Below are 17,389 nucleotides of genomic sequence, written 5' to 3' on the forward strand. Positions count from 1 at the left end.
TAGCGACTTATCACTCGTAGTTCGAAATTATTATTCACCTGTTTCACCTTTGACTTTCTCACGCATACGTTGCACTACCATATAAAAATACGGTACTAATAAAGTGCCAAAAACAGTTGCCGCAACCATACCTGCAAGTACGGTTACACCCAAGGAAACACGGCTTCCAGCACCTGCTCCTGTGGCAAAAACTAATGGAAGCACACCAAGTACGAAAGATAATGCTGTCATTAATACCGCACGAAAACGCATTCTAGCGGCATTCAGTGCTGCATCAAAAATACTCTTACCTGCAGTGCGTTCTTCCATAGCAAACTCGACAATAAGTATTGCCGTTTTGGTAGACAAACCAATGAGTAGCACTAAGCCCACTTGAGCATAAATATTATTGGCCATACCAACCGTATATAAAGTCAGCATAGAGCCAAATAAAGCTAAAGGCACAGCAGCAATAACGGAAAAAGGTATAGTCCAACTTTCATACTGAGCAACGAGGAATAAATAAACAAACAAAATAGCTAAAGCAAATAATACTGGTGCTAAATCTCCTGCTTCAATTTCTTGTTTAGATTGCCCTGACCACTCATAAATATATCCCTGCGGTAAGTCTTCAGCCATTTCTTGCATTGCCGAAATAGCTTGACCCGAAGAATACCCTGCTGCCGCTTGTCCTGTAATACTTGCACTGCGATAAAGATTGAAATGCTTAATTGTTGTTGGCCCTAAAATAGGCTTTAACTTTGCTAAAGTCGTTAACGGCACCATGTCATTGTATTTATTACGTACATAGTAATGACGTAAATCTGAAGGGTCTTTACGGTACTCAGTTTGCGCTTGAATAGTGACGTTGTAAGTACGGCCAAACTGACTAAAATCATTAATGTACAATGAGCCAAGCTGTGCTTGTAAAGTAACAAAAATATCGGAAAGCGCCACACCTTGTGCTTTAGCCTTATTACGATCGACTTCTAAAAAGTATTGCGGAACATTAGCACGGTAAGTACTAAAAACTCGGTTTAATTCAGGGCGTTGATTTGCCTCATAAATAAGGCCATTCATCACTTGAGCAAGTAATGCAGGATCTCGACCTTCATTGTCTTGTAATTGAAACTCAAAGCCTGAACTAGTCCCTAGACCGGGAATTGGTGGCGGGTTAAAAACCATTATTTGCGCTTCAGGCATTGACCATAACTGCCCCATTAGCCTAGGAATAATTTGCTTCAATCCTAATTCAGGGGTAGTTCTATCATCCCAGTCTTTAAGAAGGATAATAGCTAATCCGTTATTTGAACCTGGGCCACCGAGCAAAGAATAACCACCTACAGTGATAATATCATCTACTGCTGGATCACCTGTGATTATAGGAACTATTTTATCCATTACCGCTTGGGTTCTATTACCTGATGACGCGTCAGGCAATTGAATATCAACAAATAAATAGCCTTGATCTTCAGCAGGCAAAAATGCGGTTGGTACTGCGGTAGTTAACCAACCTGCACTAACAAAAATAATGCCTACAAACAGACCTACACGCGCAACCCGTTTCAATAAAAAGCTAACCGTTTTAGTATAACCACCGGTCATCCGCTCAATTAAACGCTCCATTGGTTGTAGCCATTGAATTGGCTTCATGTTTTTTTCTGATAATAAAACAGTACATAAAGCAGGACTCAATGTTAGTGCATTAATAGAAGAAATAATGACGGCAAATGAAATTGTCATAGAGAACTGTTTATATAATTCGCCAGTAATACCAGGCATAAATCCAACGGGAACAAATACCGCTAATAATACTAATGTAGTCGCAATAATGGGTCCTGAAACTTGCTCCATCGCTTTAGTTACTGCTTCTTTTATCGGTAACTTATCTTCTTTTAAAATACGTTCAACATTTTCAATTACAATAATAGCATCATCAACAACAATACCTATCGCTAACACCAAACCGAACAACGTTATCGTGTTGATGGAATATCCCATAAGTAACATAAAAGCAAAAGTACCAACAAGGGAAACAGGTATCGCTAGTGTCGGAATAATAGTAGCGCGCCAGTTTTGCAAAAAGAGAAATACCACTAAAATAACTAAGCCAACCGCTTGAAACAGGGTAACTTTAACTTCTTCCATGGAGCGATTAATAAACGCTGTGGTGTCATAAGGAATGACGTACTCTAAACCATCAGGAAAGCGCTCTGCCAATGTCACCATTTTAGCTTTAACTAACTCGGCAACCTCAGTAGCGTTAGCATCAGGTAATTGATATATAACTAAAAAGGCGGTGTCATTACCATTTAAACGCGCTTTAGTTGAATAGTCTTCTGCGCCAAGTTCAATACGGGCAATATCGGTAAGACGAACAAAATTACCACTTTTCTGGGCACGAATAATGGTTTGGCCAAACTCTTCAGGGCTTTTAAGGCGCCCTTGTGCTTGTATAGAGTATTCAAATTGCTGATTAGGTAATGCTGGACTAGCGCCCAATTTACCTGCAGCAACAATCATATTTTGCTCGGTAAGCGCTTGTTGTATTTCATTAACTGTCACGTTAAGAGATGACATACGATCAGGGTTCAACCAGATACGCATGCTATAAGTCATTTCTCCCATTACCTCTGCAGAAGCGACACCTTTAATTCGCCCTAAAGGCTCAGTTAAATAGTTAGTAGCATAGTTACTCAAAAATAATTGATCAATACTTGCTTGCTCTGAAAACAGATTAATCCCCATTAACATTGAGCTGGATTTTTTCTCAACATTTACCCCTTGTCGGGTAACCTCTGCAGGTAAGGAACTTGTCGCTAAAGCAACACGGTTTTGTACGTTTACTTGGGCTATATCACCATCAGTTCCTACCTTAAAGTACACGGTAATAACGGCACTACCATTATTAGAAGCTGATGAATCAATATACATCATATCTTCCACGCCATTGATTTGTTCTTCAATGGGTCGTATCACCGACTCTTCAACCACTTGAGCGCTTGCTCCTGGGTATACTGCACTAATTTGTACTTGCGGAGGTGTTATTTCCGGATACATATTTACTGGTAATAACCCCATAGCAATAAGGCCAGCCAAAGAAATAACAATTGAAATAACAAAAGCAAATTTAGGACGATGAATAAAAGTTTTACTGATCATAGAGTGATTCCTTCACTACTTATTAATGGCTGAAGCGGAATGTTCGTCTTTTTGTTCAGTAATAGTACCCGTTAAAGCATCCACCACTTTTAATACCGGATTAACGGTTACTCCCGGTCTCACCTTTTGCAATCCTTCTATAATAACCTGCTCACCTGCTTCAAGTCCTTTTTCCACAATCCACATAGCATTAACTCGGCGACCTAAAACAACATGACGCTGTTTGACTGTCTGTGACTCATCAACTACAAGCACAAATTTCCCTTGCTGATTTGCTTGTACAGCCGCCTGTGGCACCATAGACATCGATTCTTTTTTCTGACTTTCAGTGATAAGCGTGACAAATAAACCGGGTAAAATAATACCATTGGTATTAGCAAATGATGCTCTTAACTCAACCGTTCCCATACCTTGTTCAATTTTAATACCAGTAAAATCTAATTGTCCTTGCTCATCATAAGTAGTGTTATTAGGTAAGCGTAGACTCAGATCAATTTTTACATCACTTGGCTTTTCAGAATCCTTATGCTCTTGTAAATAATTTAAATATAACTCTTCTTCTACCTGAAAACTAACATAGATAGGATCGGTAATTGTCAGGGTTGCTAACGCATCACTTGTTGGACCAACAATGTTGCCAACATTATAATTTACTTTACCAATACGACCCGTAAATGGCGCTAAAATAGTTGTGTAACCTAAATCTAATTCTGCACGTCTTAAAGCCGCTTGTGCTGCTTTTACTGATGCTTTTGCTTGAGATTCTTCTGTCGTTAAACGGTCAAAGTCTGATTGAGAAATGTAACCATCACCAATTAAATCTTTTGCACGCCTTAAATTGCGAGTAGCATTATCCTCACCTGACACTCTACTTGCTAAGTCAGCTTTAGCTTGACTCAGTAAAGCGTCATAGTTTGCGGGGTCAATTTTCAATAACAATTGACCTTTTTCAACCATAGCTCCCTCTCTAAAATGACGTTCTATCAGCTCGCCCTCAACACGAGCACGTAAATTAGCCTCTTTAAACGCTTGCGTGCGAGCAACAAATTCCCGGTTTCTGCCTACTTCTTCTACCGTCACGTTATAAACCGAAACAGCAGGTGGTGGTGCTTTTATTTGTTGCTCTGGCTCAGAACATGAAAAAATAGTTATGGAAAGTAAAGTAATTAACGTTATTTTTATAGATTGATGACGGTGAAGTAACGGGTTAAGCATCTAGAAATCCTTATTAGTACACTTGGTAAGTTCATATGCCGAATTCGGCATATGAAATATTCTTTTCATTTTACAATTATTACACAGGGTCGTTCAAAAAGAGTAATTATTTATAATACCAATGGGGTTCGATTAATTAGACAGATTACTGAGGGCAAAAAAAAGCCGTGAATAAAATTCACAGCTTTTAAATAAAATTAATGAATATTAGCGTTTATCCCAAATTCATTTCTTGTACTCTTTCATGAGCAATTTCTGGGGCTGTACTTATTGGCTTCTCATGTAAGTTTGCTTTTAATTGGCCTTTACGGTGCTTCAGTGCTGCATCAAGTTTTTTGGCTGCACTAGCAATAGCTGGAAACATAACATCATCAGAGCCAGTAACTGATATTCGTCCACCTTCATAATTTGTTATCAGTTCAACTTGATGTTTGTGATGTTCTTTTGAAATAATTACGTCTAAGGCAATTAACGTTGGAAAATGATTAGCTATTTTAGAAAATTTTTCCTCGATATGTTCTCTAATTGAGTCCGAAACTTCTACATGGTGACCAGAAAGATTTATTTTCATAGGTATTCCTTTTAGCGATTACTTTAATCAAGTACGATGAGCTAGAAATTAGAGCATTTCGATTAAATACTCATTGCCCTAATAAATAGCTGAGGGTAGAAAAATAAAAAACAAGCTTTTAGGAAGTTTTTTTTACCTCAGGTATAAAAGTAGCTTAAAACAAGAGAAAAGACTATTGATAAAAATCAATAAATAGCTAAGAAACAATAAAACGACTAAAAAATTAGCTGCATAATGACTAAAGCAAAGATTCCAGCCAGTACATCATCAAACATAATACCAAAGCCGCCTGTCATATTTTTATCAATAAAAGAGATTGGCCAAGGCTTAAAAATATCAAAAATTCTAAAAAGTATAAAACCCACGAGAATCGATTGCCAAGTTACGGGTACCATAAACATGGTAATAAAAAAACCAATAAATTCATCCCACACAATAGCAGGATGATCGTGGACACCCACATCATCGGCAGCTTTACCGCAAATATAAATACCCGCTAAGCCCATAACGATCACAGCAATAGCATAAGGCAATGGCGTTGGCAGTAACAATGTTAATAATAAAAAGACAGGTATCGCAGCTAACGTACCAAAGGTTCCTGGTGCTTTAGGCGCTAATCCGCTGCCAAACCCTAATGCTAAAAACTGTATAGGTTGTGTTAGATCAAAATCAGGTTTAGTTTCGATATGTTTCATAGGTTATTGCGCAAAAGGCTTAGGTTATGATTTTGTAGAAAAATGTTCAAAACCTATATTCTTAATAGGTACAGGTTTATTATTTAACGTTGTTGAAATAGTTTTTGATGAATTTATTTGACCTATACAGGTAACTGGTATTCCCACATGAGATACGGCAGTCTCCATACCGACTTTTTTATCTTCAGAGACTGTGAATAATAACTCATAATCATCACCACCACTAAGAGCAAGATTTATGGCATCATCAAATAATAATGTATCAAGCATAATGTCTGATAATGGAATAGCATTAAGGACAATATTAGCACCAACATTAGAGGCTTTGCAGATATGTCCCAAATCAGCAAGTACTCCATCTGAAAGATCAATCGCGGAAGAAGCATATTCGCGTAAAGTTTGCCCCACTAAGACACGAGGTCTAGGGTAATCTAATTTAGCTTGTATTTTATCAACAGAGTCACTACTAACAGAAACTTGTCCGTTATAATGCTGTAAAGCTAAAGCCGCATCACCCAGTTCACCCGTAACATAAAGCCAATCACCAGTTTTAGCACCTGAGCGTGATAGATACTTACCTTCAGGCGTTAAGCCTTGCGCTGTGATGGTAATACTTAATGGGCCTTGCGTGGTGTCACCACCAATAAGCTGTACATTATAAAATTCACATAATTCAAACACACCTAGGCAGAACTCAGCAAGCCAATCATGATTAACTTCAGGCAACGTTATGGCAAGAGACAACCAACTTGGTTTAGCTCCCATGGCAGCTATATCAGACAAGTTAACTGCTACTGATTTATGTCCAATAGCCCTAGGAGAAGTTTCTAAAGGAAAGTGAACCCCGGCAACTAAAGTATCTGTAGTAACCACAATGTCTTGGTTTTGTGTACTAGCAACAACAGCACAGTCATCACCAATACCGAGTAAAACATCTTTTCTTTTGACAGCTTGCTCGGTAAAAAAATGCTTTATCAGCTCAAATTCTTTCATATACTCATGATACTTTAAAATGTCTGTTTCAGGACGCCTGAGCAATTCATGATCAAGGCGCTTATTTTTATTAATGGTTGTTCCCTTAAAAAAAGGAGCAACGACGAGCATGATTTGCTCAGGCGTCCCCGAAGGGCGAGTTTTAAAGGCTTATATGCAGCGTTATTGATTTTGACAAGGGAATAACCATTCTCTTCAATCAATGCCTTGCCTCTAAGCCTTTAAATTCTCGCTGAAACGAGTATTTCGAGGTAACATGAGTATATACTACAAATATGTTGCGATTAATCTTGAGGGCGAATTAATTTGACGGCTTTATCTAACACACCATTAACAAACTTATGGCTATCATCAGCTGCGAATGATTTGGCTAATTCAATAGCTTCATTAATAACCACTCGATAAGGCACATCTTGACAGTCGCTCAATTCATAAACAGCTACGCGTAAAATGGCTTTTTCAACATGATCAATATCATCAAGGGGACGATCAACATGTGGAGAAATAGCAAGATCTAACTCTTTAACATTACTTGTAACACCACGAAGCAATTGCTGGAAGTACTCTATATCAAATCGACGTTTACTATTATCCGTTATAAAGTTAACTTCAATATCGGTAACTGAATTTTGACTCATTTGCCATGAAAATACAGCTTGAAACGCAAGTTCGCGTGCTTTTCTTCTAGGTGATGGTTTCACAATAAATATCCTACAGTTGAGCTAAAACGTTAACCATTTCTAATGCGCCAAGAGCTGCTTCAGCGCCTTTGTTACCCGCTTTAGTTCCCGCACGTTCAATAGCTTGTTCTATCGAGTCAGTGGTAATAACACCAAAAGAAACCGGAATTTCTGATTCCAAACAAACCTGTGCTAAACCTTTATTACACTCACCTGCAACGAAATCAAAATGAGGAGTACCGCCTCTAATTACAGCGCCAATAGCAATAATCGCGTCATACTCACCTTTAGCCGCAACTTTTTTTGCTGCTAATGGCAGCTCATAAGCGCCTGGAACACGAACAATAGTTATATCATCATCAGCAACACTACCATGGCGCTTAAGTGCATCAACGGCACCATCTAATAAACTATCAACAATAAAGTGATTAAAACGTGACACAACAATGGCAAATTTTTTGCCTTTTGCCTCAAATGAACCTTCAATGATATTCATCTAAATATTTCCAAAAATAGTGATGTCAAAAATTAACTTTGACAGGAGTAAAAAATTTTCGCAATTCTATCAAATTGCGCTTAACTTCGGTACATGTTTATCAACTTTGCTTAAATATATTAATCAATGTCATCAAATTCTTCTAATAAGGCATCAATTTCAGCCTCTTCATCTTCATCAATAATGATAGGAGGATTACCATCATATAATCGATAGTTCATATTCTGAAAATAAGCATTTTTAATAAATTCATAAGGATCTGTAGATTCAACGACTAACTGTTCTTGATCACGAATTGCCGCTCGCTTCTCTAACCCAAGTATCCCTAAACGTACCAAATTGGGCCAAAAATCAATAACAACTAAGGGCCAATATAAACCATCAACATAATCTCCTACCTCTTCTCTGACAGAGCTAGGCCCAAGTGCAGGTATAACAAGGTAAGGTCCATCACCAACACCATAACTACCTAATACTTCGCCAAACTCCTCTTGATCACCGGACCAGTCAAAGTCACTAGCAGGATCATAAAAACCCAATAAGCCTATGGTTGAATTTAAGACAAACCGACCGGTACTTTTTGCTGCATCAGTAAACTTTAACTGCAAAAGGTTATTAATAGCACTCGACGGTTCATTTAAATTAAGCGCCATATTATATAAGCCAGTGCGTAAAAATGGTGGGGTATAAGTGGTGTAGAGTTCAGATGCGGGTTTAGCAATATATTTGTCCACATAATCCCAAGTGAAAGTCCAAAAAGGTCTATTAATAATTTCTAGCGGATCTCTAGGATCATTAATACCTTCATCCGCAGGAGTTGTAGAACAAGCAGATAATAACATAACAGACAATAATATAAGTGTGCGGAAACATTGAAATAAAGATAAGTTCACTGAGCCTAATTCCTTCATATGGCTATATTTAAAAAATAATAAAGTGCAGAAAAGCTAATTAGCTTAACATAAAGTAAACTTGATAAGTCGTCAATGGAAAAACTAAGAGGAGGTTTTCTTTTGATAAACAGATATTAGCATTTCAACCTCAGCATAAGGTAACTCGCATTCAGTAACAATTTCATCAATATTGGCACCTTTTTTGGCCAATTTTATTGCACGAGTATAAAATTTGTTATCTCCTTGATCTGTTTGTAACTGAGAAATAACGTCATGTTGGTTATCAATTTGCGTTTGCAATATTTTGATACGGTGCTCAAGTTGTTTAGATACTTGTGTATTCTCTATCATTATTTGTTCATATTGTTGCTGTAACTTATCTATATCAAAATGTAATTTCTCATTTGTTCGTTGTATATTATTAAGGATTAACTCCTGCGCTTGGTATTGAGATGTAAGCAGAGTTAATTGAGCTTTATGTCTTACAGATAAAATAAAAATCACAACAAGAGATAAAACACTTGCAACAAGTGCCACAACGGCAATAATAGGTACAGCTAACAAGGACATAAGCTTAATAATTCAATAAATAACGAAAATTAAAATGAGATAGTACTGCTCAAAACACAAGTCTTCTTAAGGTTATATACCCAAGCCACCTCAAAATGTGAGTTTCAGGACGTCTGAGTAAATCATGATCAAGCCACATTTTTTTATTAATGGTTGTTCAGGAGAATATATCTCCTGCATTCTCTAATAAGCTACATCCATGTAGCGCCCTTAAAAATAAATGTAACGACGAGCATGTTTTGCTCAGGCGTCCCTAAAAGGCTGGTTTAGAAGCGTTTTATACTGCGTTATTGATTTCGATAAGGGAAGAACCATTATCGTCAATCAATGCCTTGCCTAAAGACGTTTCTAAATCCAGCTGAATCCTGCATCTTGAGGTGGCTTGGGTATAGGTGTTTTAAAATTGTTTTAATTCATCCCACTCATCATCTGAGAGTAATTTATCTAAATCAACCAAGATGAGTAATTCACCATCACGGTTAGAGACACCTTGTATAAATTGCCCACTATCTTCATTACCAACGTTAGGTGCATCATCTATTTCAGATGTTTTTAGATATACTACCTCTGCGACACTATCAACTAATATACCAATGACTTGTTTTTCTGATTCGATAACGACTACACGGGTATTATCAGTTACATCACAAGGCTCTAAACCAAAACGAGAGCGAGTATCAATAACGGTAACAACATTACCACGTAAGTTTATAATACCAAGCACATAAAGGGGGGCTCCAGGTACAGGTGCAATTTCACTATAGCGTAAAACTTCCTGTACTTGCATAACATTGATGCCGTAAGTTTCATTTTCAAGCTTAAATGTTACCCATTGAAGTACTTCGTCATTTTCACCCGTTTGTTTATTAGAACTGCGTCTTTCATCAGACATACTACTTGCCTCTCAAAATTATTTTTAAAACCCATACTCGCTCCACTTGAAGGTGCTCGTTTCAGGAACTCTGAGCGATTCATAATCAAGGCACTTTTTTTTATTAAGGGTTATTCCCTTAAAAAGAAATGTAACGCAGAGTATGATTTGCTCAGCCTTCCCCAAAGGGCTGGTTTAGAAACGCTTTATGCTGCGTTATTGATTTCGAGAATGGCGCTACATGGATGTAGCTTATTAGATAATGCAGGAGCACATTATCCTGAACAACCATTCTCTTCAATCAATGCCTTGCCTAAAGGCGTTTCTAATTCCAGCTGAATCATACATCTTCAAGTGGAACGGGTATATACTTAATCATTGATAGCATTATGAATTAACTTAATTGATTCCGCTACCTTCATTAAGCAATTGAATTAATGAATCAACATCAAGTAAGGCACACATTTTATCTTTTACCAAACCGGCTAGCCAAGGCCTCTTGCTAGGTGAGTCTATCCACTTAACCTCTTCCTGGTTTAAAATTACCGTATCAATCAAATTTTCAGCTGATAAGCCCCAACCACTTTTATTTAACATGATAATATATTGATAGTTTAGCGATTTTTTCAATTTTTCATCACATTTTTCTGGCATTACCCATAATGCAGTGTCAACAACATTAATTTTAACATCTCTATAGAGCATTACGCCTTTAAACCATTCAGGCTTCCCAATTAACGGAGTTGTTTTATCAACCTGATGAATTCCACCTAATTCAATCAAAGGAACCGCTAATATTAAGCCTCCAACATCAAAATAAAGTGCCTGAAAGTCACCTTGGCGATATAACTTTTGAGATTTAACACTAACATCACCCTGACTTTTTTGAGTCACTAAACTTGTTTCAGCTGGATGTATTATTGTGTCTATTTCAGCAACGTTTTTATTACCTAATTGCTCATTAACACTTTTGTGTGTAGTGAATTCAGTTTCTTTAACATCAAGATTTGCATTAACATTTTTTAGTAAAGCTTCTAAACGTTTATTTTCAACCGCACTATCAGCCACAGTCACACTAGTTTCTGTACTTTTTTGTACCTTGTTTTGTACAAGTGGTTCATCCGTCATTAATTCAGACAGATAATTTTTCATTACTTTTTTACTTGCTGCTAATGGTTTTGCCATATATTTTCTACTTCTCAAGCTGATTTCACTAAATAATCTAATAAGCTTTTATAAGCAAAAACCCCACGAGATTTTGCAGAAAAATGTGAAGGAACTTTTTGTGCAACACTGGCATTTCTAAAGTTAGTATCAATAGGAATAACTCCAGGCCAAACTTTTTCTTTATAAGTATCCTGTAATTGTTGATAAGCTAAAATAGAGGCTTTAGTTCGTTTATCAAACATTGTGGGAACTATAGTATACAGGAAGGGTTTTTCTTGCTCGCCTTGCATTAAATTCATGGTTTTAATCATTCGATCTAACCCTTTCAATGCTAAAAACTCAGTTTGCACTGGCACAATAATTCTACCTGCTGCGGCTAAGGCATTCACCATAAGTACACCTAACACAGGCGGGCAATCCATCAAAACATAATCATAATGATGTGAAATTTTCCTCATGGCTTTTTTTAACACTAAGCCCATACCACCTTTAGCCCCTAATGAGCGATCTAAGGTTGCTAGCCCCATCGTTGCTGGCAATATATCTATATGACTATATTGTGTAGGACATAAACTTTGTAAAATTTGTTCCGTTGAAGAGACTTGTGTAAATAAATCATACACACTTAATTCTAAATCTTCAGATTCGATACCAAAATAATAACTCAACGATGCGTGGGGATCTGTATCAACTAATAACACTCTTTTACCACATTCAGCTAACAACCCAGCTAAAGCAATAGTTGTTGTGGTTTTGCCAACACCACCTTTCTGATTTGCTACCGTCCAAACTTCCAATAGTTATTCCTAATACTTATTGAATACCAATCTCACTAAATATGTGATCATTTCTACTGGTTAAAACAACCAACTACTTCGTTGTTTATTTAATAATGAGTCAACTAGTTATTAAAATAAACGCCTTGTATTTGGCCATTTTTCCTGCGTATAAAATAGAACACCTAATTAATGAAACTGGTATAGGTTCATCATTACTTTCGCTTTATTAATTACTGGTAGAACTATTACTTTGTTTTTTTTGAAGTTTTATCACTTTCGCTTCTCGTCGTGATACGAATACCACCATTAGCTAAACGAATTATTTTAATTTCATCATCCTGCTTGTCTGGCTCAATTATTTTTGTTATTGCTTCGACATCTTTCTCACTGATTGTTGGAGTATTTAACAAATTCGATTTCTCTATACCATACTTCGAAATTGCTACAACCACTTTTCGATTTTTTGCACGACCTTGAGCGGTAGCATTATCAGCACTAGGGTAGTATTGCCCGTATCCTTCAATAGCCATTCGAGCAGGGTTCATACCCAAGTCTTCTAAAACCTGTAAAATAGCAGTGGCTCGATAAACAGATAATTCCCAATTAGATGAAAAAATTTCAGTATTAATGACTTGATTATCAGTATACCCTCTCACCCGTACAAAGTTAGTTACTTCATCAATTACATCATAAATAACAGCTAAAATATTAGTTGCTGAATTCGTTGTAGAAGATGAACCGCTTGGAAATAACAAGCCACTATTTAATTCTATTTCTAGCCAATCACCATCAACTTGTAACTGCGCATAACCAGACTCTATTATTTCATAAAGTGCTGTATGTAACTCTTCTTCTAATGAAGTTAAGTTAGAGCCTACCTGAGAATGAGATATATTTGATAAGCTTTGCTCACCCTCTAACAGTTGTGGCCCAGCAACATCAAGTAAGCCATTGCCATACAACCTTTTATTTGTTTTACTGCTATTTACATTAAGAATATCATCACCGTGACCACGATTTTTAGGCTGTTCATTGTTTGCCTGGAACACACGCCCCACTGATTCAGTAATTGTTTCAAATGGCTTTTCATTAATCATAGCCATGGCATAAAGCACAACAAATAACGCAAAGAGTAAAGTCATATAATCGGCATAAGAAACAAGCCAACGATGAACATTCTCATGTTCTACATAATGCCTTCTTTTGCGTAAACGATTCACTGCTCTAACCTGAACGCTGATAATTTATTGGCGATTGCATGTGGATTCTCGCCATGAGCGATAGAAATCAAACCTTCAGAAATCATTTCACGATACATTGTTTGCTGATGAATAATGGCTCTGATTTTGTTTGCAATAGGTAAATAAATTAAGTTAGCAAAACCAACTCCATATATAGTCGCAATAAACGCAGTGGCAATACCTTGCCCTAGTAAGGAAGGCTCAGTTAAGTTACTCATGGCATGTATAAGCCCTAAAACAGCACCTAATATACCGATGGTTGGGCTGTAACCACCCATAGATTCAAACACATTAGCCGAGCGCAAATTGTGTTCTCGATAGATATCTAAATCTAGCTCTAAAGAGACTCTTAAATTATCAAGCTCAACACCATCTACCAACAGGTTTAAACCTTTTTGGGTGTAACTATCCTCTTCATCAAGTGCGATATCCTCTAGCGCCAAATAACCTGACTCACGAGATTTCTCAGCCCAATGAACAACATTTTCTATTCCTTGTTCAATATCATAACGTGGCGGTAAAAACACCCACTTTAATAGTGAAAAAGCATGAAGAAATTGGCCACTTGATGACTGCAACATAACAGCACCTAATGTACCACCAACCACAATAATAAAAGCAGGTAATTCAAACAGCGTAGAGATAGAACCGCCATCTAAAGCGAAGCCTACATATATAGCTAATATTGCAACCAATAGGCCAACAATACTTAGTCTATCCATGTTTTATTTCCTTAAGTATCGCATTTGAGATGGTTTCTAACGGTAAAGATAGCTGAGAAATACCGGCTGAAGTAACGGCTTGTGGCATACCATATACCACACAAGTTTGCTCATCTTGCGCCCAAATTGTCGCACCTCTAGATTTTAACATTCGAGACCCCTCTCGGCCATCAGCTCCCATTCCCGTTAAAATAACACCTAAGACATTACCGGCAAATATTTTTGCCGCTGAGCCAAAGCTAATATCAACACTAGGTTTAAAGGTTATTTTTGCTGAATTATCATCAATTATTTTTATTCTAGCTGCATTTTCTGTACCAGTTATAAGCATTTGATGCCCACCTGGAGCTAAATAAGCACAACCAGCTTTAAGGACATCACCATCACTTGCTTCTTTAACATTTATTTTGCACAAAGAGTCCAACCGACTTGCAAAAGCATTAGTAAATGTTGCTGGCATATGCTGAACCATAATAATTGGTAAAGGGAAGTCTTGTGGTAATTGGGTTAATATTTTTTGTAATGCTACAGGTCCTCCCGTAGAAGTACCTATCGCTAATAGTTTATACGTTTTCCCTGATGCTCTTATTGGTGGAGAAGTGATATGTTTTACACTATTAGCTTCTGTTGTTTTTGACTCTATAGAAGCTAAAGATTTTCTCGTATTTATGATAGGATTTCGATTAACTCTAATAGGTTGACTTGATGATAAGTTACGTCTAGTTAATCCGCGCTTTTTAGCAAGTTGGGCAACCCGTTGTCGTAACAAGCTCCCTGCGTCGTCACTATTTTGAGCAATATCACTAAATTTTTTCGGAAGAAAATCTAAAGCGCCAGCTTCTAAAGCTTCTATAGTCGATTTGGCGCCTTGATGCGTTAAAGAAGAGAACATTAAAATAGGCGTTGGAGATTTTACCATTATTTGTTTTACCGCATCAATCCCATTTAAAACTGGCATTTCAATATCCATGGTAATAACATCGGGTTTAAGCAAAATGGCTTTATCTACCGCTTCTTGACCATTTACTGCTACGTCAACAACTTCTAACTGCGGATCTTTATTTAGTATATCTGTGACTCGTCGTCTAAAAAAACTTGAATCATCAACAACAAGTACTTTGTAGGCCATCTGTTCTCTCAACTTTAAATAATCATACTCACTCTATTAAACAGTCAAGTATGTTCCACCAACAAACTATGAACGCAATTTTTTATTCATTGGTAATTTTTTAGCGTAAAATCTTAACATACTAGGTATATCTATAATTAATGCGATACCACCATCACTCGTTATAGTTGCTCCCGCCATGCCAGGCGTTCCGTGTAATAATCTATCAAGTGGTTTAATAACTACCTCTTCTTGCCCTATTAATCTATCAACAACAAATGCTATTTGCTGATTTCCTAATTGCACAATAACAACATGGCCTTTATCACGCGGTTTTTCTTCATAATTTCTCACTAACCATTGATCTAAATAAAACAAAGGGATAGCTTTTTCACGAACGATAATGGTTAATTGACCGTCAACTCTATTAGTTTTCGTTAAATCTAAATGAAAAATTTCATTCACTGCAGCCAGAGATAAAGCAAAGGTTTGCTCGCCAACAACGACCATTAACGTGGGCAATATAGCTAAGGTTAATGGCACTTTAATTTCTAAAACAGTACCAACCCCCATTTCTGAATCGATATTTACAGTACCGTTTAGTTGGGTGATTTTGGTTTTCACCACATCCATACCAACCCCACGACCTGACACTTCAGAAATTTCGGTTTTAGTAGAGAACCCAGGGGCAAAAATTAAACTAAAAGCTTCTTTATCAGGCATTCTTGCTGCGGCTTCTATATCAAGTACACCACGGTCAACCGCAATATTTTTTAATTTTTCAGCATCCATACCTGCACCATCATCTTTAATGGTTAGCAGAATATGATCTCCTTCTTGAGAAGCAGATAAAACTACACTACCTTGGCGAGGTTTCCCCATCGCTTCACGAACATCAGGTTTTTCAATGCCATGATCAACGGAGTTTCTCACTAAATGCACTAAAGGATCTGCTAGTGCTTCGACAAGATTTTTATCTAAATCGGTTTCTTCACCTTCTAAAATAAGTTGTATGTCTTTATCTAAACTACGAGCTAAATCTCGTACTACGCGAGGAAAACGACCAAATACTTTTTTAATCGGTTGCATGCGGGTTTTCATTACTGCACCCTGCAAATCAGTAGTCACGGCATCTAAGTTAGATACTGCTTTATTTAAATTCTCATCATCAGAAATTAACCCTAAGCTCATTAAACGGTTTCTGACTAACACTAACTCACCAACCATATTCATGATTATATCAAGTCGTTTGGTATCAACTCGTACCGTTGTTTCACCTTGAGGAGCCGATGCTTGAGAAGATTTTTTATTCGCTGGCACTGTTTTTGATGCCGGTTTAGCTTCCGGCTTTGGTAAAGGTTTAGAGGCAGGTTTTGCCGCCACTGGTGCTTCTTTAATAGGTGTTGGTTCTACTGGTATTGATGGAGTAATTCCTGATTTAGGCGCATTACCTTTACCATGTAACTCATCAAGTAAGCTCTCAAAATCATCATCGTTAATTTCATCTGAAGAAGTATTCGATGGTGTACTTGATGGTGTAGTTGAATGACTAATGTCTGTTGAAAAAGCACCTTCACCATGCAATTCATCTAATAACGATTCAAATTCATCATCAGAAATATCATTACTATTATTGATGGTGGAGCTAACATTTGTGACTGGTTCAGCAGGTGCTGAAGAAGGGCTACCACCGCCATGTAATTCATCAAGTAGCCGCTCAAACTCATCTTCACTCATTTCATCAGATGAACTCGACTCGACCGGCGCAGGAGTTTTCTCTTCTGCAACCGCTACTTCTGGAGCTGTAGCTACGGGAGTTGTCGCTTGAACAGGTGCGGTAACTTCTTCTACTTCAGGCACACTTAAACGTTTTAGTTCTGCCAATAAATCTGCTTCAGCAGCAACTAATGGCTCTTTATTTTGCACCAAGGCAAACATATTGTTAACCGTATCAAGCGCTGATAAAATAGTATCCATCAGTTCAGCGTTAACAGAGCGTTGACCGTTACGAAGTAAATCAAAAATATTTTCAGCGCCATGACAAACGTCAACGAGCTCATGTAAAGCAAGAAAACCAGCGCCACCTTTTACCGTGTGAAATCCACGAAATATAGCATTGAGTAAATCAGTATTATTAACATCATTCTCAAGCTCAACTAATTGCTCAGAAAGTAGTTCTAGTATTTCACCTGCTTCTACTAAAAAATCCTGGAGAATTTCTTCATCGGCTTCAAAAGACATTCATAA

At 37.3% G+C, this 17,389-nt stretch carries 17 protein-coding genes; 1 reads left to right on the forward strand and 16 read right to left on the reverse strand.

Features of this window, described 5'->3' with window-relative positions; genetic code table 11:
• Positions 1-30: 30 nt before the first annotated feature.
• The 10 genes from DWA31_RS03115 to DWA31_RS03165 all read right to left on the reverse strand — a co-directional run bounded on the left by DWA31_RS03115 (position 31) and on the right by DWA31_RS03165 (position 10,146).
• Positions 31-3,141 (reverse strand): efflux RND transporter permease subunit, encoded by a 3,111-nt coding sequence (locus DWA31_RS03115; protein ID WP_114325207.1) that lies wholly within the window; start codon positions 3,139-3,141, stop codon positions 31-33.
• A gap of 15 nt (positions 3,142-3,156) precedes the next feature.
• The gene (locus DWA31_RS03120; RefSeq protein ID WP_114325208.1) at positions 3,157-4,356 is read right to left on the reverse strand and encodes an efflux RND transporter periplasmic adaptor subunit; all 1,200 of its coding nucleotides are present in this window, start codon (positions 4,354-4,356) and stop codon (positions 3,157-3,159) included.
• Between the two features lie 214 nt (positions 4,357-4,570).
• Positions 4,571-4,927, reverse strand: coding sequence for a ribosome hibernation-promoting factor, HPF/YfiA family (gene hpf, locus DWA31_RS03125; RefSeq protein WP_114325209.1), 357 nt, complete (start codon positions 4,925-4,927; stop codon positions 4,571-4,573).
• 215 nt (positions 4,928-5,142) lie between these two features.
• Positions 5,143-5,622 carry a phosphatidylglycerophosphatase A family protein gene (locus tag DWA31_RS03130; protein ID WP_114325210.1) on the reverse strand — a complete coding sequence of 160 codons (480 nt, stop codon included), beginning with the start codon at positions 5,620-5,622 and terminating at the stop codon, positions 5,143-5,145.
• A gap of 24 nt (positions 5,623-5,646) precedes the next feature.
• On the reverse strand, positions 5,647-6,615 hold the full coding sequence (thiL, locus tag DWA31_RS03135; protein ID WP_114325211.1) for a thiamine-phosphate kinase: 969 nt from the start codon (positions 6,613-6,615) through the stop codon (positions 5,647-5,649).
• Between the two features lie 284 nt (positions 6,616-6,899).
• Positions 6,900-7,316, reverse strand: coding sequence for a transcription antitermination factor NusB (nusB, locus tag DWA31_RS03145; protein ID WP_114325213.1), 417 nt, complete (start codon positions 7,314-7,316; stop codon positions 6,900-6,902).
• Positions 7,317-7,326: 10 nt separating this feature from the next.
• On the reverse strand, positions 7,327-7,791 hold the full coding sequence (gene ribH, locus DWA31_RS03150) for a 6,7-dimethyl-8-ribityllumazine synthase (protein ID WP_114325214.1): 465 nt from the start codon (positions 7,789-7,791) through the stop codon (positions 7,327-7,329).
• Between the two features lie 119 nt (positions 7,792-7,910).
• Positions 7,911-8,684 (reverse strand): MlaA family lipoprotein, encoded by a 774-nt coding sequence (locus tag DWA31_RS03155; RefSeq protein ID WP_245942461.1) that lies wholly within the window; start codon positions 8,682-8,684, stop codon positions 7,911-7,913.
• A 102-nt stretch (positions 8,685-8,786) separates the two neighbouring features.
• Positions 8,787-9,254, reverse strand: a complete 468-nt coding sequence (locus DWA31_RS03160; RefSeq protein ID WP_114325216.1) for a DUF2802 domain-containing protein — start codon at positions 9,252-9,254, stop codon at positions 8,787-8,789.
• A gap of 397 nt (positions 9,255-9,651) precedes the next feature.
• Positions 9,652-10,146, reverse strand: coding sequence for a chemotaxis protein CheW (locus DWA31_RS03165; RefSeq protein WP_114325217.1), 495 nt, complete (start codon positions 10,144-10,146; stop codon positions 9,652-9,654).
• 147 nt (positions 10,147-10,293) lie between these two features.
• Between DWA31_RS03165 and DWA31_RS03170 the strand changes: the two genes are divergently transcribed.
• Complete coding sequence (locus tag DWA31_RS03170; RefSeq protein ID WP_245942462.1) at positions 10,294-10,464, forward strand: hypothetical protein; 171 nt, start codon at positions 10,294-10,296, stop codon at positions 10,462-10,464.
• A 60-nt stretch (positions 10,465-10,524) separates the two neighbouring features.
• Here DWA31_RS03170 and DWA31_RS03175 read toward each other — a convergent pair whose 3' ends face one another.
• From DWA31_RS03175 to DWA31_RS03200, 6 genes are all read right to left on the reverse strand, one after another.
• Positions 10,525-11,310: a chemotaxis protein CheW gene (locus DWA31_RS03175; RefSeq protein WP_245942463.1), complete on the reverse strand. Its 786-nt coding sequence runs from the start codon at positions 11,308-11,310 to the stop codon at positions 10,525-10,527.
• A 14-nt stretch (positions 11,311-11,324) separates the two neighbouring features.
• Complete coding sequence (locus DWA31_RS03180; RefSeq protein WP_114325218.1) at positions 11,325-12,089, reverse strand: ParA family protein; 765 nt, start codon at positions 12,087-12,089, stop codon at positions 11,325-11,327.
• Positions 12,090-12,316: 227 nt separating this feature from the next.
• Positions 12,317-13,291, reverse strand: coding sequence for a flagellar motor protein MotB (locus DWA31_RS03185; RefSeq protein ID WP_114325219.1), 975 nt, complete (start codon positions 13,289-13,291; stop codon positions 12,317-12,319).
• Complete coding sequence (locus DWA31_RS03190; RefSeq protein ID WP_114325220.1) at positions 13,288-14,034, reverse strand: flagellar motor protein; 747 nt, start codon at positions 14,032-14,034, stop codon at positions 13,288-13,290. Before DWA31_RS03190 ends, DWA31_RS03185 begins: the two co-directional genes overlap by 4 nt.
• Entirely contained in the window at positions 14,027-15,163 is a 1,137-nt protein-coding gene (locus DWA31_RS03195) for a protein-glutamate methylesterase/protein-glutamine glutaminase (protein ID WP_114325221.1), read from the reverse strand. The genes DWA31_RS03190 and DWA31_RS03195 overlap by 8 nt, the downstream gene beginning before the upstream one ends.
• Positions 15,164-15,229: 66 nt before the next feature.
• Positions 15,230-17,383: a chemotaxis protein CheA gene (locus DWA31_RS03200; protein ID WP_114325222.1), complete on the reverse strand. Its 2,154-nt coding sequence runs from the start codon at positions 17,381-17,383 to the stop codon at positions 15,230-15,232.
• Positions 17,384-17,389: the final 6 nt, after the last annotated feature.

Origin of the sequence: Candidatus Colwellia aromaticivorans, from assembly GCF_003333305.1 — a bacterium.
GTDB lineage: Bacteria > Pseudomonadota > Gammaproteobacteria > Enterobacterales > Alteromonadaceae > Colwellia > Colwellia aromaticivorans.

Coding starts and splice junctions, on each gene's coding strand:
- DWA31_RS03130 (WP_114325210.1), bottom strand. CDS start 5,622: ATGAAACATATCGAAACTAAACCTGATTTTGATCTAACACAACCTATA.
- DWA31_RS03160 (WP_114325216.1), bottom strand. CDS start 9,254: ATGTCCTTGTTAGCTGTACCTATTATTGCCGTTGTGGCACTTGTTGCA.
- DWA31_RS03190 (WP_114325220.1), bottom strand. CDS start 14,034: ATGGATAGACTAAGTATTGTTGGCCTATTGGTTGCAATATTAGCTATA.
- DWA31_RS03165 (WP_114325217.1), bottom strand. CDS start 10,146: ATGTCTGATGAAAGACGCAGTTCTAATAAACAAACGGGTGAAAATGAC.
- thiL (WP_114325211.1), bottom strand. CDS start 6,615: ATGAAAGAATTTGAGCTGATAAAGCATTTTTTTACCGAGCAAGCTGTC.
- DWA31_RS03175 (WP_245942463.1), bottom strand. CDS start 11,310: ATGGCAAAACCATTAGCAGCAAGTAAAAAAGTAATGAAAAATTATCTG.
- ribH (WP_114325214.1), bottom strand. CDS start 7,791: ATGAATATCATTGAAGGTTCATTTGAGGCAAAAGGCAAAAAATTTGCC.
- DWA31_RS03115 (WP_114325207.1), bottom strand. CDS start 3,141: ATGATCAGTAAAACTTTTATTCATCGTCCTAAATTTGCTTTTGTTATT.
- DWA31_RS03200 (WP_114325222.1), bottom strand. CDS start 17,383: ATGTCTTTTGAAGCCGATGAAGAAATTCTCCAGGATTTTTTAGTAGAA.
- DWA31_RS03195 (WP_114325221.1), bottom strand. CDS start 15,163: ATGGCCTACAAAGTACTTGTTGTTGATGATTCAAGTTTTTTTAGACGA.
- DWA31_RS03120 (WP_114325208.1), bottom strand. CDS start 4,356: ATGCTTAACCCGTTACTTCACCGTCATCAATCTATAAAAATAACGTTA.
- hpf (WP_114325209.1), bottom strand. CDS start 4,927: ATGAAAATAAATCTTTCTGGTCACCATGTAGAAGTTTCGGACTCAATT.